At 38.7% G+C, this 26,928-nt stretch carries 22 protein-coding genes and 1 pseudogene; 15 read left to right on the plus strand and 8 right to left on the minus strand.

The window, feature by feature from the left end; all coding sequences use genetic code 11:
* Positions 1-10 precede the first annotated feature (10 nt).
* From I6F43_RS17455 to I6F43_RS17480, 6 genes are all read left to right on the plus strand, one after another.
* Positions 11-781, plus strand: coding sequence for an enoyl-CoA hydratase/isomerase family protein (locus I6F43_RS17455; protein ID WP_165721566.1), 771 nt, complete (start codon positions 11-13; stop codon positions 779-781).
* A gap of 8 nt (positions 782-789) precedes the next feature.
* Entirely contained in the window at positions 790-2,808 is a 2,019-nt protein-coding gene (locus I6F43_RS17460; protein WP_197103345.1) for an acetyl/propionyl/methylcrotonyl-CoA carboxylase subunit alpha, read from the plus strand.
* Positions 2,808-3,704: a hydroxymethylglutaryl-CoA lyase gene (locus tag I6F43_RS17465; RefSeq protein WP_197103346.1), complete on the plus strand. Its 897-nt coding sequence runs from the start codon at positions 2,808-2,810 to the stop codon at positions 3,702-3,704. The genes I6F43_RS17460 and I6F43_RS17465 overlap by 1 nt, the downstream gene beginning before the upstream one ends.
* Before the next feature lie 261 nt (positions 3,705-3,965).
* Positions 3,966-4,664 (plus strand): CoA transferase subunit A, encoded by a 699-nt coding sequence (locus I6F43_RS17470; protein ID WP_197103347.1) that lies wholly within the window; start codon positions 3,966-3,968, stop codon positions 4,662-4,664.
* A 14-nt stretch (positions 4,665-4,678) separates the two neighbouring features.
* A complete protein-coding gene (locus tag I6F43_RS17475; RefSeq protein WP_007376577.1) occupies positions 4,679-5,335 on the plus strand; it encodes a CoA transferase subunit B in 657 nt (218 codons plus the stop codon).
* A 344-nt stretch (positions 5,336-5,679) separates the two neighbouring features.
* Positions 5,680-6,561 carry a LysR family transcriptional regulator gene (locus I6F43_RS17480; protein WP_076923991.1) on the plus strand — a complete coding sequence of 294 codons (882 nt, stop codon included), beginning with the start codon at positions 5,680-5,682 and terminating at the stop codon, positions 6,559-6,561.
* A 952-nt stretch (positions 6,562-7,513) separates the two neighbouring features.
* Here I6F43_RS17480 and I6F43_RS17485 read toward each other — a convergent pair.
* Both I6F43_RS17485 and msrA read right to left on the minus strand, forming a co-directional pair.
* Positions 7,514-8,290: an amino acid ABC transporter substrate-binding protein gene (locus tag I6F43_RS17485; RefSeq protein WP_197103348.1), complete on the minus strand. Its 777-nt coding sequence runs from the start codon at positions 8,288-8,290 to the stop codon at positions 7,514-7,516.
* Positions 8,291-8,424: 134 nt separating this feature from the next.
* Positions 8,425-9,714 (minus strand): peptide-methionine (S)-S-oxide reductase MsrA, encoded by a 1,290-nt coding sequence (gene msrA / locus I6F43_RS17490; RefSeq protein ID WP_165721562.1) that lies wholly within the window; start codon positions 9,712-9,714, stop codon positions 8,425-8,427.
* Positions 9,715-9,970: 256 nt separating this feature from the next.
* On the opposite strand from msrA, the gene pxpB reads away from it, so the two are divergent.
* The 6 genes and pseudogenes from pxpB (at position 9,971) to I6F43_RS17520 (ending at position 15,056) form a co-directional block, all read left to right on the plus strand.
* Entirely contained in the window at positions 9,971-10,636 is a 666-nt protein-coding gene (pxpB, locus tag I6F43_RS17495; protein ID WP_197103349.1) for a 5-oxoprolinase subunit PxpB, read from the plus strand.
* Positions 10,629-11,555, plus strand: a complete 927-nt coding sequence (locus I6F43_RS17500; RefSeq protein ID WP_165734997.1) for a biotin-dependent carboxyltransferase family protein — start codon at positions 10,629-10,631, stop codon at positions 11,553-11,555. The genes pxpB and I6F43_RS17500 overlap by 8 nt, the downstream gene beginning before the upstream one ends.
* Positions 11,556-11,589: 34 nt before the next feature.
* A pseudogene (locus tag I6F43_RS20180) lies at positions 11,590-11,685 on the plus strand (5-oxoproline transporter, DUF979 family subunit); the annotation flags it as partial.
* On the plus strand, positions 11,678-12,346 hold the full coding sequence (pcp, locus tag I6F43_RS17510) for a pyroglutamyl-peptidase I (protein WP_080670012.1): 669 nt from the start codon (positions 11,678-11,680) through the stop codon (positions 12,344-12,346). The pseudogene I6F43_RS20180 and the gene pcp, both read left to right, overlap by 8 nt.
* Before the next feature lie 153 nt (positions 12,347-12,499).
* Positions 12,500-14,173, plus strand: coding sequence for an asparagine synthase B (asnB, locus tag I6F43_RS17515; RefSeq protein ID WP_007583083.1), 1,674 nt, complete (start codon positions 12,500-12,502; stop codon positions 14,171-14,173).
* The gene (locus I6F43_RS17520; RefSeq protein ID WP_197103350.1) at positions 14,157-15,056 is read left to right on the plus strand and encodes a PhzF family phenazine biosynthesis protein; all 900 of its coding nucleotides are present in this window, start codon (positions 14,157-14,159) and stop codon (positions 15,054-15,056) included. Before asnB ends, I6F43_RS17520 begins: the two co-directional genes overlap by 17 nt.
* Before the next feature lie 279 nt (positions 15,057-15,335).
* Here the strand turns inward: I6F43_RS17520 and egtD are convergent, their stop codons facing one another.
* Both egtD and egtB read right to left on the minus strand, forming a co-directional pair.
* The gene (gene egtD, locus I6F43_RS17525) at positions 15,336-16,310 is read right to left on the minus strand and encodes an L-histidine N(alpha)-methyltransferase (RefSeq protein WP_197103352.1); all 975 of its coding nucleotides are present in this window, start codon (positions 16,308-16,310) and stop codon (positions 15,336-15,338) included.
* Positions 16,307-17,578: an ergothioneine biosynthesis protein EgtB gene (egtB, locus tag I6F43_RS17530; protein WP_197103354.1), complete on the minus strand. Its 1,272-nt coding sequence runs from the start codon at positions 17,576-17,578 to the stop codon at positions 16,307-16,309. Before egtB ends, egtD begins: the two co-directional genes overlap by 4 nt.
* An 895-nt stretch (positions 17,579-18,473) precedes the next feature.
* Between egtB and I6F43_RS17535 the strand changes: the two genes are divergently transcribed.
* The gene (locus I6F43_RS17535) at positions 18,474-20,054 is read left to right on the plus strand and encodes a BCCT family transporter (RefSeq protein WP_024590156.1); all 1,581 of its coding nucleotides are present in this window, start codon (positions 18,474-18,476) and stop codon (positions 20,052-20,054) included.
* Between the two features lie 242 nt (positions 20,055-20,296).
* Here I6F43_RS17535 and I6F43_RS17540 read toward each other — a convergent pair whose 3' ends face one another.
* From I6F43_RS17540 to trhO, 3 genes are all read right to left on the minus strand, one after another.
* On the minus strand, positions 20,297-21,007 hold the full coding sequence (locus I6F43_RS17540; protein WP_101217326.1) for a 3'-5' exonuclease: 711 nt from the start codon (positions 21,005-21,007) through the stop codon (positions 20,297-20,299).
* A 3-nt stretch (positions 21,008-21,010) separates the two neighbouring features.
* A complete protein-coding gene (locus I6F43_RS17545) occupies positions 21,011-22,906 on the minus strand; it encodes a DUF294 nucleotidyltransferase-like domain-containing protein (RefSeq protein ID WP_197103356.1) in 1,896 nt (631 codons plus the stop codon).
* A gap of 148 nt (positions 22,907-23,054) precedes the next feature.
* Positions 23,055-24,062: an oxygen-dependent tRNA uridine(34) hydroxylase TrhO gene (trhO, locus tag I6F43_RS17550; RefSeq protein WP_197103358.1), complete on the minus strand. Its 1,008-nt coding sequence runs from the start codon at positions 24,060-24,062 to the stop codon at positions 23,055-23,057.
* Positions 24,063-24,270: 208 nt separating this feature from the next.
* Here trhO and I6F43_RS17555 point away from each other — a divergent pair, with 208 nt between their 5' ends.
* Complete coding sequence (locus tag I6F43_RS17555; RefSeq protein ID WP_007583068.1) at positions 24,271-25,599, plus strand: DEAD/DEAH box helicase; 1,329 nt, start codon at positions 24,271-24,273, stop codon at positions 25,597-25,599.
* A 2-nt stretch (positions 25,600-25,601) separates the two neighbouring features.
* Complete coding sequence (locus I6F43_RS17560; protein ID WP_024590152.1) at positions 25,602-26,435, plus strand: CvfB family protein; 834 nt, start codon at positions 25,602-25,604, stop codon at positions 26,433-26,435.
* A 43-nt stretch (positions 26,436-26,478) separates the two neighbouring features.
* Here I6F43_RS17560 and I6F43_RS17565 read toward each other — a convergent pair whose 3' ends face one another.
* Entirely contained in the window at positions 26,479-26,853 is a 375-nt protein-coding gene (locus I6F43_RS17565) for a hypothetical protein (RefSeq protein WP_007583062.1), read from the minus strand.
* Positions 26,854-26,928 lie beyond the last annotated feature (75 nt).

Here is a 26,928-nt window from a genome sequence, read left to right on the forward strand (position 1 = left end):
GGAGCGCAAAATGTCAGTAACACTACAAATAACAAAATCTAATGTGGCTGTACTTGTGTTAAGCCGCCCAGAAAAAAGAAACGCATTTAATAGCGAAGTAATACACGAGCTGATTCAGTGTATCGAACATGCAAATACGCTTGATATTCGTGCTTTAGTTTTAAAAACTGAGGGCAAGCATTTTTCAGCCGGTGCCGATTTAGCCTGGATGAAATCGATGGCGGATAATAACTACGCCGATAACCTAGCTGATTCAATGCAATTAGCTAAATTAATGCAGGTATTGGCAAGCTCGCCCCATCCAACAATTTGCGCTGTGCAAGGCGCTGCTTTTGGTGGTGCACTGGGTTTAATTGCTTGTTGCGACATAGCCCTTAGTAAAGACGATGCGCAATTTTGTTTAAGCGAAGTAAAGTTGGGCCTCATTCCCGCTGTTATTAGCCCATACGTCATTAAAGCGATTGGTGAACGTGCTGCTCGCAGGTACTTTTTAACGGCTGAAGTGTTTGATGCCCATACTGCTAAACAACTTGGTTTAATTCATCAAGTAACCGGTAATTTAGACTGTGCGCTCGATAATATGTTGCAAACACTAATTGATAACGGACCTGTAGCAGTAAAAGCCGCAAAAGCATTAATTAACGATGTAGCAAATAAACCAATAACCGATGAACTCATTGAGCTTACCGCAGAGCGTATTGCAAAAATTCGCGTATCTGAAGAAGGTCAAGAAGGGCTAACTGCTTTTTTTGATAAACGCCCACCCGCTTGGCAACTGTAGGATTGATTATGAACACACAACGATTACAAAAAATACTGATTGCCAATCGCGGAGAAATTGCGTGCCGAGTAATGCGCAGCGCAAAACAAATGGGCTTAACCACGGTCGCGGTTTATTCTGATGCAGACAAACATGCCCAGCACGTAAAAATGGCTGACGAGGCTTACCATATTGGTGCCGCGCCAAGTAAAGATTCGTATTTGGTAGCAGACAAAATTTTGCAAGTTGCCAAAGACTGCGGCGCTGATTGTATTCACCCAGGGTATGGTTTTTTATCTGAAAACAGCGAATTTGCTAAAGCCTGCGAAGCTAACAATATTGCTTTTGTAGGGCCACCAGCAAGTAGCATTGAAGCTATGGGGTCTAAAACCCGCGCTAAAGAAATAATGGCAGCTGCTAACGTGCCGCTAGTGCCTGGTTATTACGGTGAAAAACAAGATCCTGCTTTTTTACAAAGTGAAGCTGAGAAAATTGGCTACCCTGTACTAATTAAAGCCGCCTTTGGTGGCGGTGGTAAAGGTATGCGCGTTGTACAAAACGCCAAACAATTTATGAGTGCACTTGAGGGCGCACAACGTGAAGCGATTGCCGGTTTTGGTAACGATTTAGTATTGCTTGAGCGCTATGTAAACCAGCCTCGCCATGTTGAAGTGCAAGTCTTTGCAGACAATTACGGTAACTGTGTTTATTTAGGCGATCGTGATTGTTCTTTGCAACGTCGTCATCAAAAAGTAATTGAAGAAGCCCCTGCTCCGGGTTTATCTGACGAACTACGCAAAGAAATGGGCGAAGCGGCTGTACGTTGTGCTTTGGCTATAAATTACCGTGGTGCAGGTACTGTTGAGTTTTTACTGTGTGGCGATGAATTTTTCTTTATGGAAATGAATACGCGCCTTCAAGTAGAGCACCCAGTGACCGAAATGGTTACCGGTGTAGATTTAGTCAATTGGCAAATTAATATTGCGGGTGGGCAAACACTGCCACTGACACAAAGCGATATTCAATTGCAGGGTCATAGCTTTGAAGCGCGTATATACGCAGAAGATCCAGCTAACGACTTTATCCCGTGCTCAGGCACTATTGAAGCACTACATACACCGCTTAACAGCGAATTTGTACGCATTGATACAGGCATTGCACAAGGCGACGAAATTAGCCCGTTTTACGATCCGATGATTGCAAAACTTATTGTGCACGACGACAATCGCGAACAAGCACTGAGCCGTTTACAACACGCCCTTGAGCAATTTCATTTAGCGGGTTTTAGCACTAACATTGGCTTTTTACATAACTTAGCAAGCCACCCTACGTTTAAACAAGGTGCGCCAAGTACACACTTTATTGCAGAGCAAGGCGACTCGTTAGTTGCGGTTGATAAATCGTTATTACAAGCAAGCCAACTTATTGGTGCTTTTGCATATTTAGAATCGTTAACTAACACCCAAAATGCGCCAAACAGTGCAAGCCCGTGGCAACAGCTGAGTGGTTTTACACTCAATGCACCACAAGCAATTAAAATCCCTTTTGCTGATTTACAGCTAAGCGCTATAAAAACCACAGCGGGCTATAGTATTACGCATAACGAGCATGTATTTAACCTACAAGGCACATTAAATAGTGGTCTTTGCAGTGTATTTATTAACGGTGAAAAACATAGCGCGCACGTAACTACGGTAGGTAATAATACTGTTGGCAATAATACCGTAGCCAATATTGTCACTGTTATGAATAAAGCACTGCAAACTAAGCTTGAACTAGTTGATAAACATTATATTAGTTCGCACGAAAGCGAAGCACTGCCACTTGCTGCGCCACTTAATGGCACGGTAGTTAAGCACTTAATCGACATTGGTAGCACAATTACCAAAGGTGATGCGGTTGTTATTATTGAAGCCATGAAAATGGAATACACGCTTAACGCACCGCATGACGGCATTTTAAAAAGCTATTGTTTTGGTGAAGGTGAATTGGTAACGCATGGTGCTCTGCTTGCTATAGTAGAAGATACAACAGAGGAAGGTGCATAATGAGTGCCTTTCCAAGTAAAGTACGTATTGTTGAAGTTGGCGCGCGAGACGGCCTACAAAACGAAAAAACAGTAAGCACAGCCGATAAAGTAGCACTTATTAACGCCCTAAGTGCTGCAGGTTTAAAAGATATTGAAGCTGGCGCGTTTGTGTCACCCAAATGGGTGCCGCAAATGGCAGACTCAGCGGATGTAATATCAGCCCTTAATTTACCCGATGTAAATTTAAGCGCCCTTACACCTAACTTAAAAGGTGCACATGCAGCGCACGCTGCCGGCATTAAAGAGTTTGCTATATTTACCGCTGCAAGTGAGTCGTTTTGTCAAAAAAACATAAACTGCTCAATAGATGAGAGTATTGAACGCTTTAGCGAAGTAATGGCGTTTGCTAAAGCGAATAATATCCGCGTACGTGGTTATGTAAGCTGTGTGCTAGGTTGCCCTTATGAGGGTGAAATTAACCCGCAAGCAGTACTTAATGTATCGCAAAAGCTAATAGATTTAGGATGTTACGAAGTAAGCCTTGGCGATACCATTGGTGTTGGCACCGCTAAAAAAGTAACGCAATTAATCGAGTTACTTTTAACGCACATTGATAAAGCCAAGTTGGCCGTGCATTTTCATGATACTTACGGTCAAGCGCTTACAAATATTTACGCAGCCTTAAGCCTAGGTATAGCAACGGTTGACGCGGCAGTTGCAGGCCTTGGTGGCTGTCCTTATGCTAAGGGTGCGTCAGGAAATGTTGCCACCGAAGATGTAGTTTACTTGCTGCAAGGGCTTGGCATTGAACACGGAATTGATTTACAAAGGTTAAGTGACGCTGGCTGGGAGATAACCAAAGCACTTGGTAAGCAACCTGTGAGCAAAGTATCTGTGGCACTACACACAAAATAACCTGAGCTCTGGATAATAAATCTATCTCGAGCAGCTATTTTCAGCACTAACTGCGTTGAATTTACTTGCAATAGGCCAGCTATTGACGCGTAAATTCGCCTTGTTTTCACTGAAAATCTCTGGCTAGAGAAAATAAATTTAAATATCACCCTGATTCATATGTTAGTAAATCTATTAACCAGAGTTCAGGTTAAATAGCTATCTTATGAAATGATGATTCAAGATAGTTAACAATAAATAGCACACAATGAGGAGAGACTCATGGCCGGTTTTGATAAGGTAGTTTATAGCTACGAAGCTGCAATGGAAGGATTAAAAGACGGCGATACCATTATTGCCGGTGGTTTTGGTTTATGTGGTATTCCTGAGGGCTTAATTAAACAAATTAAGCACATGCAAACAAAAAACTTAACTGTAGTATCTAATAACTGTGGTGTTGATGACTTTGGTTTAGGTATTTTATTACAAGACAAACAAATTAAAAAAGTAATTGCCTCGTACGTTGGCGAAAACGCCCTATTCGAGCAGCAGTTATTGAGTGGCGAAATTGATGTAGAGCTTACACCTCAAGGTACACTTGCTGAAAAAATGCGTGCTGGTGGCGCGGGTATACCTGCGTTTTACACCGCTACCGGTTACGGTACTCCTGTGGCTGAAGGCAAAGACGTAAAAGAATTTAATGGTCGCCCGTATATTTTAGAAGAGTCTATAACAGGTGAATTTGCCATAGTAAAAGCATGGAAAGCCGATCGTTACGGTAATTTAGTGTTTAGACACACGGCAATGAACTTTAATCCTATGGCGGCAACGGCTGGCAAAATTACCGTTGCCGAAGTAGAAGAAATTGTAGAGCCGGGCGAGCTTGAACCAAACCAAATTCATACCCCAGGTATTTTTGTAAATCGCGTTATTAAAGGCAACTTTGAAAAACGCATTGAACGTGTAACAACACGAGATTAAGCAGGAGCATAATTATGGCATTATCACGTGAACAAGTTGCAATGCGCGTTGCACAAGAACTTCAAGACGGTTACTACGTAAATTTGGGCATAGGAATTCCGACACTCGTCGCAAACTATGTACCGGATGATATTGAAGTTATGTTACAGTCCGAAAATGGCCTTTTAGGCATGGGCCCGTACCCTACTAAAGCAGAGCTAGACGCCGATATGATTAACGCGGGTAAAGAAACCGTGACAGCAGCTAAAGGTGCAGCCATATTTAATAGTGCAGATAGTTTTGCCATGATACGGGGTGGTCATGTAGACTTAACCGTTCTGGGTGCATTTGAAGTTGACCAGAACGGCAACATCGCATCGTGGATGATCCCTAAAAAGCTGATTAAAGGCATGGGTGGCGCGATGGATTTAGTCGCTGGCGCGAAAAATATTATTGTTACTATGACCCATGCAAGTAAGCATGGTGACTCTAAACTATTAGAGGCCTGCTCTTTACCGCTTACTGGCGTTAATTGCGTTAAAAAAATAGTAACAGATTTAGCCGTATTAGAAGTTAAAGACGGCGCATTTCATCTATTAGAACGCGCTCCGGGCGTATCTGTTGATGAAATCATTAGTAAAACAGCAGGTAAATTACTTGTTGACGGTGAAGTACCAGAAATGGTTTTTTAGTAACTTTTAATAAGTTAACTTAAAATAACGCTTTACCCTGTACCGACCTCATTCCCAGTGCCAATGGCGCTGAGTTACCCAAAATCCCTCTCACGAGGGATTTTTTTTATCTTTTGCCATTATTTTTACCGTCATTCATACATCTGTAGTAAATTTTATCTATAATACAAATATAAATTAAATGTAAGCGCTTAGATTCTTTGCACTATTTTGTGGATAGTCTGCACCTTTTTTGTGAACTAGCGTTGAATTTATTTTTAACCTACTGATATTTATACATTAAATAGTTGGTTCAAATTTTGCCTAAGTAAGGCGTCTCAATAAATTAAATAATTCTGGAAAACATGCAAACTCCTATTCGTGGCCTTCGCTCTTTTTGCTTTGCCGCAAGAAGCCTAAGTTTTAAGCATGCAGCTAATGAGCTGTACTTAACGCCGTCTGCGGTAAGCCATCAAATAAAACAACTTGAAGAACAACTTGGTATTGAGCTTTTTCAACGTAAAACGCGTTCAATTAGCTTAACCACAGCGGGTAAAAACTTTTTTGATGCGGTGTCTCCTATCATCACAATGTTAGAGAGCACTATTAATGAGTTTAGTCAGATGCAGCAAAATACAAATTTGACGATTACACTGCCTGAATTTTTTGCCAGCGAACTACTCATGCCTAAATTAAGTGAGTGGACGTCAGAGCACCCTAATATAAACCTGCAAATGGACACGCTTAAAACACGCAAAGAGTTAACGCGTCATAGCGATTTATCTATTGTATTGTCCTCTGGTAAACCTACTGAAGGATTAGCGACAGAGTTGTTTAACCTTGAATATATTCCTGCATGTAATAAAAAATTGCTCGATCAATGGAGGGACGATCATCGTCAAGCGCTTAACCAAGTCCCGCTGATCCTCCACAAAGCTCGTCCTTGGGCATGGCACCAATGGGCTGAAAAAGCGGGTATTGATGACTTTTCTCCCTCGCAGATTATTCAAATAGATAGCATGTTTGGTGTAGCCCGTGCAGCGCAGCAAGGTATGGGGATTGCGCTTATTCCACTGCCAATTAGCCAAAGTTGGTTAGATGAGCAATGGTTGTATAAATTATTTGAACAGCCTTTAACTACTAAAGATAAATACTATTTAGTGCAGCACGAATCAAGTACCCCTAATCACCCGCTTGATTTATTTGCAAAGTGGGTTGTAAGCACATTTAGAAAAATCCAAGAATAATCCTTTGTTAGGCGGGTTTATTAATACACCTAATTACGGGTTGTATTAATGGTTCGCTTAAATCTAATTTAAATTTTTGAATAATATTTTTATTTAAATACATAAACTTAAAACCACGCATTAGACTAAAGTCTATAGTTTAATTTTTTTCACTCATTGGTTTCGTTTTTATCGTTTGTCGAAAATAAAGTTAAATATTAAAGTTACTCCATCAACTCAAAACAACTTACATTAAATTGTTTTTAAGAGTAATAAATGCAACCTTTTGAGTTTTAGTAACTCATAAGTAGCAGTAAAAAATCTTTATATTGTGTGTGAAGATGTTGTCAGTGTGAAAAGCGGTTCAAGTTAGGTGGTGACTTAGCTTGAACTGTTTTTATTCTTGGCTCAAACCATATGATATGTAATACAAAGCTACCAAAGTGTAGCAAACAGAATCTTTATATTGTGTGTGAAGATGTTGTCAGTGTGAAAAGCGGTTCAAGTTAGGTGGTGACTTAGCTTGAACTGTTTTTATTCTTGGCTCAAACCACACTATATGTAAAACAAAGCTACTTAAGCGTAGCAAACAGAATCTTTATATTGTGTGTGAAGATGTTGTCAGTGTGAAAAATGGTTCAAGTTAGGTGGTGACTTAGCTTGAACTGTTTTTATTCTTGGCTCAAACCACACGATATGTAATACAAAGCTACTTAAGCGTAGCAAACAGAATCTTTATATTGTGTGTGAAGATGTTGTCAGTGTGAAAAATGGTTCAAGTTAGGTGGTGACTTAGCTTGAACTGTTTTTATTATTAAGCACATACATAATATAGTTATATACAGGTTAATACCTTTTAAAAAGCCCCGTAAGTTATAACTTACGGGGCTTTTTTAGTTNACATAATATAGTTATATACAGGTTAATACCTTTTAAAAAGCCCCGTAAGTTATAACTTACGGGGCTTTTTTAGTTAATTTTTTATTTGATATTCTTTTTTCAGTTCCTGTATTTGCACTTTATGTGAAAGCAAGAATGTATCAAATTTCTTAATCACGTCAGGATAGTCAATCGACGATAATAAAAAGGCTTGTAAATCTACCGGTAGTTCGTTTTGAAAATAAACGGGTCGGGTTAGTTTAAAGTATTTAACGATATTATAATTTAATACATCGTTAGATATGTAAACGCACTCTACTCGCTCTTTTAAAAGCATCTCTATTAATTCCATTACGTTAGCTGTTTCAATTAGCTCAACGTTTTCGTTATTCATTAAAGGTTTAAAGCTTTGAGACGTAAACCCTCTCACCGTTGCAAAACTAACGCATTCATCAATAGTGATATTTTTATTTAAACTCGCAATACCTGTTTTAGTCACAACGGTTGGCTGCGAATAAATGATTTCATTTAAATCACCAAAGGAAGCTTTATAACTTGGTTTCCATTGAGGGTTATCAGGATATTTAAAATCAACATGATGGTGATCAATGAATTCTTTATAGAGACGATTAATTGGCAGCGTGTAAAACTCAAATTCAAAATCGTGCTGCTGTGCAAATAAAGTGAGCAACTCTTCACTGAAGCCATAATAGTCAGCACCATTTGTTCCACTACCATCAAAGTAAGGTAGATACTCTATATTCTCTACGCCGACGACATAGTGCGTTGCCGACTTAGCATCGGTAATAAAAATTAATAAAGCTAAAGGCAAATACATTAACTGCGTCGTTATTTTTATAAATTGATTCATTTACAACCTAAGTAATATTATTGATGTGTAGCTCAACGCTTTAATTTTAACAAATTTGCAAAGAATATGATAAATCTATTTTATTTTATGCAAAAAAAAGCCTGATTAAAATCAGGCTTTACAAAGTAAAAGGTTTAGCTTTTATCTCTTGGTACAAAATCGAGTACTGTTGCGTTTATACAGTAGCGGTCTGTGCCTCTAGGGCCTTCTCCTGGGAATAAATGACCAAGATGAATACCTGTACTTTTAGAACGTAGCTCAATACGTGTTATTCCCCAGCTGCTATCGTCATGCTGCGTTACACTACTTTTGACTGGGTGCTTAAACGACAACCAACCAGTACCGGAGTTAAACCTATCGCTTGTATCAAATAGTGGCTCTCCACTTAATTTATCAACAAAAGTACCATCAGGTGTATTTTTAAACTCTTTATACTCTTTACAATAAGGTCTATCTGTTCGTGCATCGAATGCAACTTTATAAGCATCACTGTTACCTAATTTAAAAGCGCCTAATGCTTTATAAAACTCTTCAGGTGTTGCATAGCCTTGACGGCCATATACCTCAACGCCATTTTCTAAAAATAAAATAGTCGGCGTTGCCCACGTGGCTGACTTAATAGTTAAATCATTAAGTTGGTCAGCATGGCGAAATGTCATAGGTATTGTGCCTTTGTAATCATTTGCGACTGCTTTTTTAAATTTTTCACAGTACGGGCAGTAATCACGAGAATCAAGTACCACTATTTGCTTACCTGCGAGTAGAGCACTGTTGTCTGCTTTTTCTACGGGTGTTTTATTAAAAACTACGCCTGTAGAATGATCGGGGCAATAGCCATTAGGGTTCTTTTCTAGATAATTTTGGTGATATTCTTCTGCCGATACAAAACCTGTAAGCGGTTTAATAACCGTTTCGATTTCGCCGTAGCTCGCATCAGTTAAAAGCTGCTGATATTGCGATTTAACTTGCTCAGCTACTTTAGCTTGTGCATCAGTAGTCGTTAATACGATTGAACGATATTGCGTACCGATGTCGTTACCTTGGCGATTTTTTTGCGTAGGATCGTGACTTTCAAAATAATTTTTTAAGAGATCTTCTGCTGAAATTATATTGCTGTTATACATAACCTGTACAACCTCAGCATAATTATTCTCGTCAAAACGACGAGACTGATCGGTGATATTTCTGTACGTTGCTTTAAACCCATTACCGTCAGCATAACCCGACTCAGCATCAATAACGCCATTAAGCGCTTCGTAGCGTTTTTCGGCTCCCCAAAAACAACCAGACCCCAGTACGATGGTTTCTACATGCATGGTGGCTTCTACATTACTGTGTTCTACCTTTTCCATAGATAAAGCAAAGCTGCCTGCGCTAAATATAATAGCAGCGCCTGATAAATATAATAAATGCTGGTGTTTCATAAAGTACCTCATAAACAAGTGCGTGCTAATTAAGACCTCCTTATCTTAATTTTCATTTCAACCTAATTACTTATTTAGTACGAAATGTATTAAGTTTTAGTCCTCAATAAGTTAAATACGATTAATTGAATATAAAAACACTCTTAAAGTAAGCTGGGTAAATAAACACTAAACATAACCACTTAGTCGCAATGGTGTAAATAAATTAATAAAACTGTGTTACGTTTAAATTATGTTGTACAAATAGGTTTATTTAATGAAGCCAGCTCCCCATATTTATGCATTAACAAACAGTAGTTTACTACTTGATGCATCGCATTTAGACGCTATAGATAGACTCTCTATTCAAAAGAAAATTTGGGCTTTAGCTAGCCACTGTAAAAGCACTGATGAATTTACCGATTTGGTGCCAGCCATGAACTCGCTCACTCTCTATTTAAAATCAGATAAACACTTAAATAAGTGGTTACAAGTGCTACCTTCGCTGTGGAATGATATTAAAACGAGTACTTTTAAGGGGCAGCATCACTTAATCGAAACCATATACAAGGGTGAGGATATTAATTACGTGGCTCGTTATCATAATTTAAACGCTGATGAGGTTATTAATATTCATAGTAAAACCAAGTACCACGTTTTATTTTTAGGCTTCCAGCCCGGTTTTGCTTACCTACATGGCTTAGATGAGCAATTACATACGCCAAGGCGTGATGAGCCACGCATTAAAGTTCCTAAAGGCTCTGTTGCGATAGGTGCTGAACAAACCGGAATTTACCCCGCAGATACCCCTGGTGGTTGGCACATAATAGGTCATACAGATACTGCTTTGTTTGATTCGACCTCTGAGCAACCTTGTTTAATTCAACCAGGCGATACGCTTGAATTTGTTCCGCTAGTTAATAAAGGAGCAACTCATGATTAAAGTACTTAAAAGTGGTGTATTACTTACCATTCAAGATTTTGGCCGTGATGGCTACCGCCATCTAGGTGTAAGCAAAGCGGGTAGCTTAGACCCCTTTGCACAAATAATTGCTAATAGATTACTTAACAATAACGACAATGATGCCGTTTTAGAAATAACCGTTGGTTTGTGCGAGCTGGAATTCACCTGCGACACAGTAATTGCGCTTCATGGTGCAGATTTGCAAGCAACCCTTGATGGACAAGCAATTTATCCTGGTTGGACATATGCAGTAAAAAACAAACAAGTACTGAGCTTTGCTACTGGTAGAGCCGGCTTAAGAGCTTATTTATCAGTGAAAGACGGTATACAAAATACTGAAGTTATGGGCTCTAAATCTACAGATTTAAACGCATGTTTTGGTGGTATTGAAGGTAGAGCTCTCGCCACTGGTGATGAAATACCTATTACTCCTTATTATGGAGAGTTTATAAAAGTAGGCGCAATTGCTCCCGCCCAGCGCAAGCTTATACGACTGCACCCAAGTCCTCATGCTAATTTGTTAGGCGAGCCTTTACTTAACAACTTTGTATCTACCCCATTTAAAGTTAGTAGTAACAGCAACCGAATGGGCGTAAGGCTTGAGCATAAAAATAATTTGGCACATTCGCACTCTTTGCCATCACTAGGGGTGAGTCCTGGGAGTATTCAACTGCCACCGAATGGTGAGCCTATTGTGCTACTTAACGATGGTCAAACAACCGGGGGCTACCCTCTTTTAGGGACTGTAATTGAAGCCGACTTACATCAATTTGCACAATTTAGACCTTTAGATACTGTTGAATTTAAATATGTAACGTTTGAAGAAGCAGCAAAGGCGAAGCAGAAACTTGACGGGCACCTACATCAATTGAGCCTTGCACTTAAAAATAACCTATAAAATATTCTAGAATCAACACGCCCTAGATTTTAAAAATAGGTACCATGTAATAAAGGTTCAAATTCCGACGGCCGTTACCTTACTCGCCGTTAATATTATTTTAATGTATAGCTTGGTGTTTAATGACTAAATCAACTTCTACTATGCCGTGTGTATTAATAACTGGCTTTGCTCCTTTTGGTGGCGAAGCTATAAACCCTTCTTGGCAAGCAGTGCAAAAACTTGATGAAACTATCATCATGAAACACAAAATATGCACACTAGAACTTGCCTGTGAATTTAATACGTCTATCAGTCAGCTTATAAACGCCATTGAGTCGCACAATCCGGCGGTTGTTTTATGTATAGGCCAAGCTGGTGGGCGCAGCGAAATATCAATTGAGCGTATTGCAATAAACGTTGACGATGCACGCATTAAAGACAATGCAGGTAAGCAGCCTATCGATACACCAATAGAAAAAAATGGCCCTGATGCCTATTTCACAAACTTACCAATAAAGCGCATGTTACAAGCATTGCACAACAGCAATATACCTGCTGCCATTTCCAATACAGCAGGTACGTATGTGTGTAATCACGTTATGTATGGTCTTATGCATTACATAAATGATCACTGCGCTGTAATGAAAGGTGGCTTTGTGCATATTCCTTATTTACCAAGCCAAGCTGTGCACCACAATGGCGCACCAAGCATGAGCGAAGAAACCGTTATTAATGCCCTGAGAGTTATGATTGCACAAGCTTTAAACAATAATAGCGACGTAAAAATAGCAGCAGGAACTACGCATTAACCACTTTGGTGCAATTACATCTAGCTTGGTGCATAAATTATTCTTAATTAATTGTAAAAGCTATGTGACTTGAGTAATTTTTTCTGATAAAACAAGGTTTCGCAGCACAGCAAATTGGCTCTGCTGCACACATAATAGGAATGAGGAGTTACTATGTGTTCAATTTTTGGGGTATTAGATATTAAATCTGATCCCACTCAATTGCGTACCCAAGCAATTGAAATGTCAAAGCTGCTTAGACACCGTGGCCCAGATTGGTCTGGTGTATATGCATCTGAAAAAGCTATTTTAGTGCATGAGCGTTTAGCTATTGTTGGTGTATCAAGCGGTGCACAGCCTTTATACAATCCTGAGAAAACAAATATTTTAGCGGTTAACGGCGAGATTTATAATCATAAAGAACTTGCAGCAGAGCTAGATGTTGATTTTACTTTTCAAACTCAATCAGACTGTGAAGTTATTTTAGCGCTGTATAAACAAAAAGGGCCTGACTTTTTAGATGATCTAAATGGCATTTTTGCATTTTGTTTATACGATGAAGAAAATGACGCTTACTTAATTGGCCGTGACCATATTGGTATTATCCCGCTTTACACCGGTCACGACGAGCACGGTAACTTTTACGTTGCTTCTGAGCTAAAAGCACTTTCTCCAATTTGTAAGCATATTGAAGAATTTCCACCAGGGCATTACCTGTACAGCAAAGATGGTAAAATGACGCCTTATTACAAACGTGATTGGGAAACATTTGATGCAGTTAAAGATAACAGCGCAGAAGCGCAAGACGTTAAAGATGCATTAGAAGCGGCCGTTAAACGTCAATTAATGTGTGACGTGCCTTACGGTGTATTACTTTCTGGTGGTTTAGACTCATCGGTTATCTCTGCTATTACCCAGCGCTTTGCTGCAAAACGTATTGAAGATAACGACGAAAGCGACGCATGGTGGCCTAAGCTGCATTCTTTTTCAGTAGGCCTTGAGGGCTCACCTGATTTAGCGGCTGCACAAAAAGTAGCTGACATGATTGGTACTATTCACCACCCTATCATTTTTACGATTCAAGAAGGTATTGATGCACTGCGTGAAGTGATTTACCACATAGAAACCTACGACGTAACAACAATTCGTGCCTCTACACCTATGTACTTAATGGCTCGCCAAATTAAAGCTATGGGCATTAAAATGGTGTTATCTGGCGAAGGTGCTGATGAGCTATTTGGTGGTTACTTATACTTCCATAAAGCCCCTAACGCACAAGAGTTTCATGAAGAGCTAAACCGTAAAGTATCAAAACTGCATATGTTTGACTGTTTACGTGCTAATAAATCAATGGCGGCATGGGGCGTAGAAGCACGTGTACCGTTTCTTGATAAAGAATTTGTTGATGTTGCTATGCGTATCAACCCTGAAGCTAAAATGTGTAAAGATGGAAAAATTGAAAAACACATTTTACGTGAAGGCTTTGAAGGTTACTTACCTGATGAAGTGCTATGGCGTCAAAAAGAGCAATTTTCAGACGGTGTAGGCTACAGCTGGATTGATACCTTAAAAGAGTTTGTAAATGAGCAAGTGAGCGATCAAGAGCTTGAAAATGCGAAATTTAAATACCCTATTAATACGCCAGATTCAAAAGAAGCTTACTACTACCGTACTATTTTTGAATCGCATTTCCCTGGTGATGCATCAGCTAAATGTGTACCGCATGGTAAATCGGTAGCGTGTTCGACTCCTGAAGCACTTGCATGGGACGCATCGTTCCAAAACAATGCTGATCCATCAGGTCGTGCTGCGGGCGTTCATAACGACGCATATGCAAGCAAAGGTTAATACTCTTTGTTTAGCGAAGCGTAAGCCTAAATGGCTTACGCTTCGCTTTATAGAGCTCACTTCCACCGAATCTGTTTTTTATAGCCCTGTACATAACTTAAAAGGCTCAAGTGCTTTAATTGTTATTTTTAAAAATGGGTTAACATCAAAAACAATGCAATATATTGCATCACAATCAACTTACCCTGCTACCGTATTTTTAAATCAAAATGAGATAACTAAACGCCATTGTAAAATTCGCTGGTTTAATCAAACGAGTGAAATTAAACGCTGTGGGCATGGTACTTTAGCAGCCGCTAATTTTTTAATAGACCATTTGGGTTATTGCCCTGAAGTATTTACTTCAATGAGTAATGAGCGCTTTACTATAAGAGTAAAAAAACAACGCGCTCAGCTGTTACTAAAAAGCATAGAGCCTAAAAAAAGCGAGTTAGCTGAAGGTGAGTTACAAAGTGTGTTTTCAGTAGCAATAAAAGCAGCCTACAGTACCGGCGAAAATAACGGTTATACGGTTGTGTTATTTAATAAAGAATTTAATAAAGAATTTAATAAGGAATTTAGTAAAGAATTCGATAAAGCAGTTGAAAAAGACGATTTAAAAAGCGTACACGTTGATTTTAAAGCTTTGTGTGCACTCCACAAAAATGCAGTAATTGCCCTTAGTATAAAAAATAAAGACAAGAAAAATGCCATAGCGCATTTTAGATACTTTGCACCCCAGTTTGGTGTAAATGAAGACAGTGCAACGGGCTCTGCGGTATCTGTTATTGCCCCTCTGCTATTTAGACTATACGGTTTAAATAAAGCTGCGCTTATACAGCAATCAAATAATGGGGCATTGCTAAACTATGAGTTTAACAATGCCCAAGTTGTAATTTACTAGGGCGTGTTGATCTTTGCGAATTGAAATTTGTTCAATCTAGGGGCGATTAAATCGCGGCGCGAGGTTTGTAACCTAGTGGGCTAAGTAAAAATCGAGCAACAAAGAGTTTATCGCCCCTAGGCAGAACCCGAAGGGCAGCACATGTTTGGCATTTATGCTGCGTTATCGCCTATTTATGTGGAATAACCACACTTCATAGGCTCTGCCTTGCCTAAAAACCAAACATATTGCTGCAAATTCAACTATCAAAGATCAACACGCCCTAAACTTAAGTAACGTTTAAAGCGGCCTTAATAAACACAGAGCAAAATAGTTACTATCGTCTTGCCATGTTTGCTCTAACTTTAAATTAGCTTGCGCTGCAAGCTGCTTAAACGACTCGAGCGTGTACTTGTGAGAGTTTTCTGTATGGATACTTTCGCCTTCTATAAAGTCTATTTGCTGATCATTTATAATCACGCTTTGAGTACGATTACTTACTAAATGCATTTCGATACGGCTATGTTGCTCGTTAAAGCGTGACTCGTGGCTAAAGTTATCTATATTAAATGTGCCGTTTAGCTCGTTATTAATACGTTGTAGTAAGTTTTTATTAAACGCGGCGGTTATACCTAACTTATCGTTATATGCATCAAGTAACACTTGGCGCTCTTTTACTAAATCAATGCCAATTAGCACATAGCCATTTAAACCACATAAGCGATGGAAATTATTCATAATTTCAATTGCTTTTACAGGTGCAAAATTACCAAGAGTAGACCCCGGAAAGTACACCAAATTAGTTTGACTGTCTAAAGCGGTGTCTTTGGTTAGCTGTTTAACCATTTGGCTATGTGTAAAGTCTCCTAATAATGGCGAAATTGCCAAATCTGGAAATAACGGTGACAAATGTGCAAGTGAATAACTGAGCATCTCCTCAGATATTTCAAACGGTACAAAGGTTTTAACGTTTGCCATATGTGCTAATAAATAGGCTACTTTTTTACCCGAGCCACAGCCGGGCTCTATAATAGAGAGGTTTTCAGGCAGCATTTGAGCAATCGACTGCGAATGTTGCTCTAATATAGAAAGCTCAGTTCGTGTTACGTAATACTCTTGTAATGTTGTTATTTGCTCAAATAATGCAGCACCTTTATCATCATAAAAATATTTACACGGAAGCGTTTTTTGTTGTTGAGTTAATCCGCTTATCACGTCGTTTAGAAATTCAGTGTCGGTTATGTTGCTTTGCTTAATCGCTGTTACTTGGCTCATACTATATCCTTAGCTAGTCTTATCCCGCTGCACATCCACGCTTGATGCGGGTAATAAAAATTTCGGTATGTTTGTCGTAAATGGTTTTGAGGGGTAAACACACACCCACCACGTAACACCATTTGGTTATTCATAAATTTACCATTGTATTCCCCTGCTACTCCTTCAATAGGCTTAAAACCGGGGTATGGTAAATATGCACTGTTCGTCCATTGCCAACACGAATCAGTTAACTGATTTATTTCAGCATCACCTTTTGCTTGCTGTGGTGTTAGGTAGTGATTATTAATCTCTGTTGAAGGTGTATTTTTAGCTGCATATTCCCATTCGAACTCTGTAGGCAAGCGAGCCTTTACAAAATTAGCATAGGCACTGGCCTCAAAATAACTAACATGACAGATCGGGGCATTTAAATTGAGAGGCTCTAATCCATAGTGTGTAAACTCAAACCACTCGTTATCTATACAATGCCAATATAATGGTTGCGTTAGAGCGTTGTTTTGTATATTTGCCCAACCGTCACTTAACCAATACTGTGGATTGCTGTATCCACCTGCATTTATAAAGTCTAAATACTCACCATTAGTGACCAATCTATTAGCAAAACTGAATGGATGAATTAATACTTGGTGTTTGGGGCGCTCGTTATCATATGCAAATTCATCGTCGGCATTTGTACCTATATTAATAATACCTTGCTCAAAATTTATAAAATTGAGAGGCTTAATATCTGCTGATTTGTTTTGGCTGTTTAAAGGCGATGTTTTATATTGCGGAAATAACGGATTTACTGAAAAGTTATATTTGATGTCCATAAGCATTAGTTCTTGATGCTGTTGCTCGTGGTGTAACCCAAGTTCAATAATATCTTTAATTTGTGGACTAACTTCAGTTTTAAGTAATTCAACCACACAGCTATCTACATGCTCTCTATAAGCTAAAACTTCATCTAAACTAGGTCTAGATAAACTACCTCGGTTTGCCCGTTTAAATTGCTCTCCAATCCCATTGTAGTAAGAATTAAAAAGCATTCGGTAGTGAGAGTTAAACACAGTGTACTGTTTACAGTAAACACTAAGTAAAAACGTTTCAAAAAACCACGTGGTGTGCGCTAAATGCCATTTGCTTGGGCTGGTATCTGCCATAGCTTGTAATTGGCAATCTTCTACAGTGAGTGGTTCAATAATAGCCAGGCTTTCGCCTCTAACGCTGCAAAAGCGTTTAACAAGTTCGTTTTGATTGGTATTGTTTGTAACGCATTCACGCATAATAGTATTAATCCTTTGCCTATCTATTTATAAAATATAGCTTAGGGCATGCTGAGCTTTTTGGATTGAAATTTGTTCAATCTAGGGGCGATTAAATCGCGGCACGAGGTTTGTAACCTAGTGGGCTAAGTAAAAACCGAGTAACAAAGAGTTAATCGTCCCTAGAAAGAACCCAAAGGGCAGTGTATGTTTGGTATTTATGCTGCGTTATCGCCTATTTATGGGGAATGACCACACTACATAGGCTCTGCCTTGCCTAAAAACCAAACATACTACTGTAAATTCAATCGCCAAAATTCAACATGCCCTAATGTTGTGTTAAATCATATTCATATTACAACTTGATTAAAGATGCTTATCAGCTTATAAATTTATACTAGCCCTAAAGGGAAATTTGCTCTTTGCTGCTCAGCTTTTAATTATTCTCACGTGTATGTAAGCATGCAGAATAACGCAGGAGCAGTTATCGAACCGTTAGGTTACAAACCTAGGATCGATTAAACAGCTCCTAAATTGAACAAATTTTAATCCTAAAAGATCAACAAGCCCTAGTATTTAAGCATTAATTAAGTTGCTTAAAAGTGATCTTTTTTTACTTAACTAAGTAAATTAATACTTTTAATAGCAAACTAAATTTTAACGTTCACTGAATTTATAATTTTAGGGCTTTTTAAATAAAAGAATCATTAATTTGGCTATATAAACAGCGTTTTAAATACAAATTCATTTACATTTAATATTTAACTCATACACTACTAGCTGTATGATCACTCTTCAAATTAGTTAGTCTTCAAATAATTACGGTATTACTTTTTACTTAATATTTAAAGGCTAATGTAATTCGATATGACGCCGAATTTATTTTGGCTTGTTAGGACAACTAAAGAGGTATTGCATGAAGGAAAATCATGACAAATATAGTATTGACAATACGGACTACACCGTAGGTCAGGACAACGTACAAAAGTGGGGGTTTGATATACACAACCCTGTTTTTGGAACTAGTGCGGGCCTGATTGTCATCTTTTTAATCGCCATACTTGTTACCGACCCACAAACTGCAAAAACAGCGCTTGATAGTATCAAGACCGATATTATTAATAATTTTGATGCCCTATTTATGTGGGCTGCTAACTTCTTTGTACTCTTTTGTTTAGCACTTATTGTTTCTCCTTACGGGAATATTCGCCTTGGTGGTGATGATGCTAAACCTTCTCACTCTCGAGTTTCATGGCTTGCTATGTTATTTGCTGCAGGTATGGGTATCGGCCTTATGTTTTGGGGCGTTGCTGAACCGGTTGCTTACTTTACTGGTTGGTACGAAACACCACTTAATGTAGCCGCTAATACACCAGAAGCTGCAAAATTAGCAATGGGCGCAACTATGTTCCATTGGGGTCTTCATCCTTGGGCTATTTACGCTGTTGTTGGTTTATCTCTTGCATTTTTTACGTATAACAAAGGTTTACCGCTTTCTATTCGTTCTATTTTTTATCCTATATTAGGTGATAGAGCATGGGGTTGGCCTGGTCATATCATTGATATCTTAGCTGTACTTGCTACGTTATTTGGCCTTGCAACATCTTTAGGTTTAGGTGCTCAACAAGCCTCTGCAGGTATTAACCATGTATTTGGTACAGAAGGTGGCATTGGCTCTCAAATTCTAGTTATTGCGGGTGTAACACTTTTAGCCATTGTTTCTGTGGTTCGCGGTATTGACGGTGGTGTGAAACTGCTAAGTAATGTAAACATGTTAATTGCTTTCTCATTATTATTGTTTGTTTGTTTAGTGGGCTTTGCTGTAGCAATGGGTAATGTACCGACTACCGTGATGGGCTATGTAGAAAACATTATTCCATTGAGTAATCCTCACGGCCGTGAAGACGAAACATGGATGCATGGCTGGACTGTATTTTACTGGGCTTGGTGGATTTCTTGGTCACCGTTCGTAGGTATGTTTATCGCGCGTGTATCACGTGGTCGTACAATTCGTGAGTTCTTAATTGCGGTATTACTCGTCCCTACTGCTGTCACTATTTTATGGATGTCTATATACGGCGGTATTGCTATTGATCAAGTAGTTAATGGTGTTGGTGCACTAGGCACTAATGGTTTAACTGATGTCCCTTTAGCTATGTTCCAGATGTTTGATGCATTACCTCTATCTAATATCTTATCATTTATTGCGATTATATTAGTGTTAGTATTTTTTATTACGTCATCTGACTCAGGCTCATTAGTCATTGATTCAATTACAGCTGGCGGTAAAATTGACGCACCGGTGCCACAACGTATATTTTGGGCAACGGTAGAGGGCGCAATTGCAGCGGCCTTACTTTGGATTGGTGGTACACAAGCAATCGAAGCACTACAAGCAGGTGCTGTTTCTACAGGCTTGCCATTTACTATTGTATTGTTGTTTATGTGTTTAAGCTTAGTTTTAGGTTTACGAACTGAGCCTCGCCCAGTTAAATAATACTTTTAGTAAGCAATACTTTTAATTAGTAACGAAAGCGCCGCAATTTTTGCGGCGCTTTTTTATTTAACTATTTAAGGTTATATCCATTCGCTTAATAAAGTGATCTATTTTGTGGCAGGAAAAACTTCTCGATAGTAAGGCAAAATTTCTTTATTTAATTGCTCTAAATGAGAAATTTTTAACGCAGCTAGCGTCAGGTTTAACCCTCAATATGATTAAAGTATTATTGCGTATTAGTATTATACCCACAACTCTGAGATTGGAGTATCTACACGGTAATGATGACTCAGTTGCGCTTGTAAAAGCTCAGCTGTGGCAAGTGCATCCGTTAACGCATTATGATTTTGGTACGCAGGTAGGGAATAACGCGCACGGCAATCTGTTAATCTGAGCGAGCCTAGTTTTGTATTAAATAATCGGCCTAATAAACCTTGCCTCTCTTTTAGTGCTCTTTTTTCTAGCTCCATTGTGTCAACAAGAGCAAACTCAACACCTTCTTTAAGCCTTAGTAATAACGCATTATTTAAAAAATGTCGTTCTATTGCGGCGTAATGTACCACGACAACTTTACCACTTAGCGCTTCAAGTAAAGGCTCAATAATTCGATTAAAGTCTGGGGCGTCATCCACCTCAGAGTGCGTTATTCTATGGATTAAAATAGACTCTTCATGCAGGTTACGTCTTGGTTGAACAACCCAATGCCGGCTGTGTTTGCAATAAATACGCTTTAAATTAAACGGCACTAAGCCAACACTCACAATATCGTCGTTTTGGCTATTTAAACCTGTTGTTTCAAAGTCCATTGCTACGAAAGGCACATCTTCTACAGCGGCTTTATCTTGATTATAAGCACCTGCATAAAAGTGTTTTAGAAGTTTATTTTCGGTGCTGTTGGCAAGCTCGTTATATCTAGCTTGCCAATCAACTGCTTTATAATTGCGCGGATTCATAGGCTACTTCACACCAGAGTTTGCTGTGTAGCTAAATTTTAAATAGCTTTGTGCTTTTTCTAAAATAGCGAATGCCTCTTTCAAGTTTCGCTGTTCAAAAGGAGACAGTAAATGTGGGTCTAAGTCGTTATCAGGCTCTTCGCCCTTCTCTATTTGCCACGCTTGATGGCGAATTCGCATCATAGCAATATACTCAAGTGAATCACGTAAATCTTGCGCTTTACCCTGCGGTAATAGCTTAGCTTCAATAATATCTTCTAATCGCTCAAACGAGTTTTGTTTACGCGAACCAATAGCTAATGCGTGTACACGTATAACATCAGAAAGTGGTGCAGTACCTCTTCGTTTTAAGTTCATTGAACGCTTATGTTGGCCGTTATGCTCCATAACAAAGCCTTTAAAAAAGCCAAGAGGTGGTGTCCTATTTCGAGCATTTGCCGCCATATTTGCTAGAAACACGCGATTCACTTTACTTTGTTTCGCTATAAATATTTTAAGCTCGTCGGCCCACTTGGTTTTGCCCCACACACCGTCTAAATCAAAAAATATAGAGCTATTAAGCAGTGCTTGTGGTTTTGGCTGGGCTATCCAATCAGCAAATTGATCGAACCACTCTGAGCGAGTTTTACGCCATTTTTTAAACGACGCCATTATTTCGCCATCACAATAAGTGTAACCACACTGCGCTAAGCCATCACACACAAAATCGGCAATATTTTGAAAGTACGCGTTATGTTTTTCATCGTCGTAACTGTCATCTAAAATTAGTGCGTTATCTTGATCAGTTACAATAAGTTGCTCGTCGCGAGCCATGGAGCCCAGTGCAATAAAACAATAAGGAACGGGAGGTGGACCAAACTTTTCTTCAGCTAATACCAGTAATCTTTGTTTAAATGTACGCCCAATAACGGCCATGGCAGTGCCAATCATGTGTGAATTTGCATCTTCATTAACCATACGCACAAAAACATTGGGTAATTGGCGTGCATAATGCGCTAAATCCTCAATTGTTTGTTGAGCAAGTATGCCGCGTACAAGTAATAAGCTGCTTTGCGATTCGTAACGTAAAATATCAGAGAGGGAGATAACTCCTATAGGACGTCTTTTTTGTACTACAGGTAAATGATGGAGATTATCTCTGAGCATGGCCAGTACTGCTTCAAAAATATAGTCATTAGCGTCTAAAAGCACTAAGTTAGTAGACATAATCTCTTTTGCTTGTGTGTTAAAAGCAAGCCCTTTAGCCACTACTTTTGAGCGTAAATCCCTATCGGTTATTATGCCAACGACTTGTCCATCATCTTCCTCAGGATCGTCGTTTATTGGTTTATTTACATCGGTTACCAAAACTGACGATACCGCCTCTTCGGTCATTAATTTAGCGATATCTTGTATTGTAGATGTTGCATCTACGGTGACTACATCTCTGTGAATTAATGATTTTACTTTAGCGGTTGTAAGGTCATTGCCATCGGCTTGTTCAACAATAGCTTGATGTAAACGCACGTTACCATCTGTTTCAAAGTAATCAGCAAACGCATCAAACTCATCACAGTAACGATTAAATAGCTCGACATTTATACAATAAACTAACGTATCTTCAAGGGCAGTTGCAGGAAAACGCACCTTACGGTTCATCAATAAACCCATTTGACCAAATATTCCTGCGATGGCCAAACGATTGTATAGCTCACCATTTCGGCGATACATTTCTACAGAACCACTTCTAATCACATACAAATCAGATATGTCTTGTCCAAAACTTAAAATGTCTGTTTTTGCTCTAAAATAAGCAACTTCTACTTGTTGAGCTAGCTCATTAAGCGCTTTTTGAGGTAAGTCATCAAAAGGAGGATGTTGTGCTAAAAATTGTGCGATTTCAACTTGTTCGGCTTGCATAAATCCCTTCCTGTATGCGCATTAAAATGACTAAATATGTTTTGCAGATTAACACTATCATCGGAGTGTGAAAACAATTACTACACAATTTTGGGCACAAAAAAAGAGCCTAAATAGACTCTTTAAATATAATACTTATTGTAAAAATTTATTTACCGCGCTGAGCGTCTTTTTGGGCTTTTTTGGCTTCTTTACGTTGCTGTAAAACAGCTTGTGCCTCATTACCAATATGGCCTTCGCCACGGGCTTGCGCTAATTCTATTTGCTTTTGGCGCTCCGCAAAACGTGTCCGCTGCTCGTCTGTCACTTCTTCAATACAATGGTGACAAGATACACCTTCCATGTATTCAGGCTTTAACTTTTCGTCTTCTGTAATTGGCATACGGCACGCGTGGCATTGATCATAAGAGCCCTTTTGTAAGTCGTGATCAACCGCAACGCGATTATCAAATACAAAACATTCGCCTTCCCACATGGTTTCTTCTTTTGGCACTTCTTCTAGATATTTTAAAATGCCGCCTTCAAGATGATAAACTTCATCAAAACCTTGCTCTTTCATGTAGGCCGTCGATTTTTCGCAGCGGATACCACCTGTACAAAACATCGCTACTTTTTTATGTTTTTCAGGGTCTAAGTTTTCTTTAGCCCACTGTGGAAATTCGCGAAAGGTTTTAGTATTTGGATCGACTGCATTTTGAAATGTACCAATTTCAATTTCGTAATCATTACGTGTATCAATTAAAATTACTTCTGGATCAGATATAAGTGCGTTCCACTCATTTGGCTTTACATAGCTACCCACAACTTTAAGCGGATCTACGCCTTCAACGCCCATTGTTACAATTTCTTTTTTTAGTTTTACTTTAGTGCGGTAAAACGGGCATTCATCATCGTAAGATTCTTTTGTTACGATGTTTTTTAAATTTGGTTGCTCATCAAGCCAGGCTAATAAGTTGTCTATCCCTTCACGTTTTGCAGAAACAGTGCCGTTTATACCTTCGGCAGCGAGTAGTAAAGTACCGCGTACTTCATTTGCTTCCATCACTTCAAGCAACGGCTTACGGATAGCTTCAAATTCAGGTAAACCAACAAATTTATACAGCGCACATACTACAAAGTGAGCGCCCGTTACATTATCTTTATGAACAACAGTCATTCTATTTCCTATTTTGCCTTATTAGCCAGTATTGGCGTTTACCGAATCGTAAATCCGGCGCATATGGGGCGCGTATTTTACGCTTTTTTAGTTTAATTGCAAAAAATAGCGCTATAGATTGGTTTTTACTGTTAGCGACCTATCTGTGTAAGCTATAATGCGCTGATAAATTTATAGACTTAATTTGCTCATTTTGGAGAAACACACATTGCAGTTTACTGATCTTGGGATTGATACACGCCTTGAAACACAACTAGCACATCAAGGGATCACCCAGCCCACCGATATTCAAGCGCATGCAGTGCCTACCGCACTTGCAGGGCATGACATTTTCGCTCAGTCTAAAACTGGGTCGGGCAAAACCTTGGCGTTTTTATTACCTGCTGTACAAAGGGTTATGAAACAAAAAGCACTCAGTAAACGCGATCCTCGTGTACTTATTGTTGCTCCTACTCGTGAGCTTGCTACGCAAGTATTTACCCAGCTGCGTTTATTAATTGCAGGCACAGCCATTAAGGCCGTAAAAATACTTGGTGGCGAAAACTTTAATGACCAAATAAAAGCACTTAGAAACGACCCACAATTCGTAGTTGCTACACCAGGGCGTTTAGCTGATCACATTACAAAACGTTCATTACAATTGAGTGGACTAGAACTGCTTATTTTTGATGAAGCCGATCGTATTTTAGATTTAGGCTTTACCGAGCAGTTAAAAATGATTAACGAGCAAGCTAATCACCGTTTACGTCAAACGTTATTGTTTTCTGCAACACTTGACCATGCTCAAGTAGATGCTCTATCACGTAACCTATTAAAAAAACCAAAGCAAATTACGCTAAGTGCAGCGAACGAGCAACATAGCGATATTAAACAAACTTTATATCTAGCCGATCACCTTGATCACAAAGAAGCGCTATTAGAGCACTTTTTGAATCAAGATGATGTTGGTCAATGCATTATCTTCACAGCAACACGTTCTGACACGAGTCGCTTGAGTGAAGCGCTTAATGCTAAAGGCTTCAAGTCTGTAGCGCTTGCTGGTGATTTAACACAAAATAAACGTTTAGATATAATGGATTCGTTTAGTCGCGAAAACTTTAAAATATTAATCACCACCGATGTTGCATCTCGTGGTTTAGATTTACTAAGTGTAACGCATGTTATTAACTTTGATTTACCAAAACACGCTGAAGAGTATGTACACCGCATAGGTCGTACAGGACGAGCTGGCTTTAAAGGTAACGCAATTTCATTAGTTGGCCCAAAAGATTGGGCAAGTTATTTAGCTATTAAAGCATTTTTAAATGATGAGTTAAAATTTGCGAGCGTAGAGGGCTTAAAAGCTAAGTTTAAAGGTTTAAAAGAGAAAAAGCCTGAGGCAACGTGGGATAAATCTAAAGAAAAATCCGCCGCTGTTAAAAAGCCTGTATTTAAACGCAAAGCCAAACCTAAAAAGCCAACAGCACCAATTAAAGCACCAATGAACATTGATGGCGATACACCAATGCGCCGTAAAAAAAAGACTGAGCAGGAATAATTATGAGTTACCTAGGAACCACACAAACATTATTTGTAAAAGAAGTGAGTAACGAAGGTGCTTACTTAGATGGTCATGATTTAGGTGAAGTGTTTTTACCAAAACAAGAAATTAAACATGAGCTTGAAGCGGGCGATAGCATTAGTGTATTTATCTTTTTAGACAACGCTAACTTAGCAACTGCCACAACTAAAAAGCCACACGCACAAGTAGGTGAATATGCCCTGCTTCGCGTTAAAGAAATTAATAGTATTGGTGCATTTTTAGATTGGGGTCTTGAGAAAGATGTACTAACCCCGTTTAACGAACAAAAACCACGCATGCAAGAAGGTCACTCATATTTAGTTCGTTTGTACCTTGATAATGCAAGCCAACGTATTTGTGCATCAAACAACTTTAATCGCTTCCTATCTAAAGATGAGCCGCAATATACTCACTTACAAGAAGTGGATTTAATTGTTGCTGGCAAAACAGATATTGGCTACAAGGTATTAATTGAAGAATCGCATTTCGGTGTTGTTTTTTATAATATGGTATTTAAAAGCTTATTTGTGGGTCAAAAGCTTAAAGGCTTCATTCAGAAAGTACGTGAAGATGGAAAAATTGATGTTGTATTAGAAAAACCAGGTATGGGAAAAGTAAGTGACCTTGGTGAAACTATTATGCAAAAACTAAAAAATGAAGGTGGTGTTATCCCATTAGGTGATAAATCTGAACCTGAAGCAATAAAAAAGATGTTTTCTACTAGTAAAGCTAACTATAAAAAAGCAATTGGTGGATTATTCAAACAAGAGTTGATAGATATTGAAGCGAAATCCATTCGCTTAAGATCTTAATTATAAATAATAGGCTGTAATTACTAATATTATCTGTTTGTAATTAACCTAAAATATACTTATAAGGCAATGTACATTGCGTATATTGCCTTGAATAATCAAGCACTTCACCTTTTGACTCTAGGTTAAGCGGTGCCAAACGAAAAACCTTCTTTTCGCATTCTATTTTTTTATCATCAAGCTTAGATATGCAATCAGTTACTGTTATATGCTGAGATGTAAGTGTATCCTCATTTTTGTAACACAGGTGGTGTGCATAATCTTGCATTGTTTGTTTAAAATCGAACATATTGACAGGGTAATTCGTGATTATATCTGTTACTGATGTAACATCATCATATGCTTTATTAGAAAAAAGATTTTTATTTACTGAAAAACCCGCAACAATAATAATTATAAAACCTAATAATAACTTCAAAACAAACCCCTACTACATTTCAATCCTAATAATGTAACATAAAATACACATGAGGTAAGGGCTTTTAGCACTATA

The sequence above is a fragment of the Pseudoalteromonas sp. NZS71_1 genome, assembly GCF_015864305.1.
Classification (GTDB): Bacteria; Pseudomonadota; Gammaproteobacteria; order Enterobacterales; family Alteromonadaceae; genus Pseudoalteromonas; species Pseudoalteromonas arctica.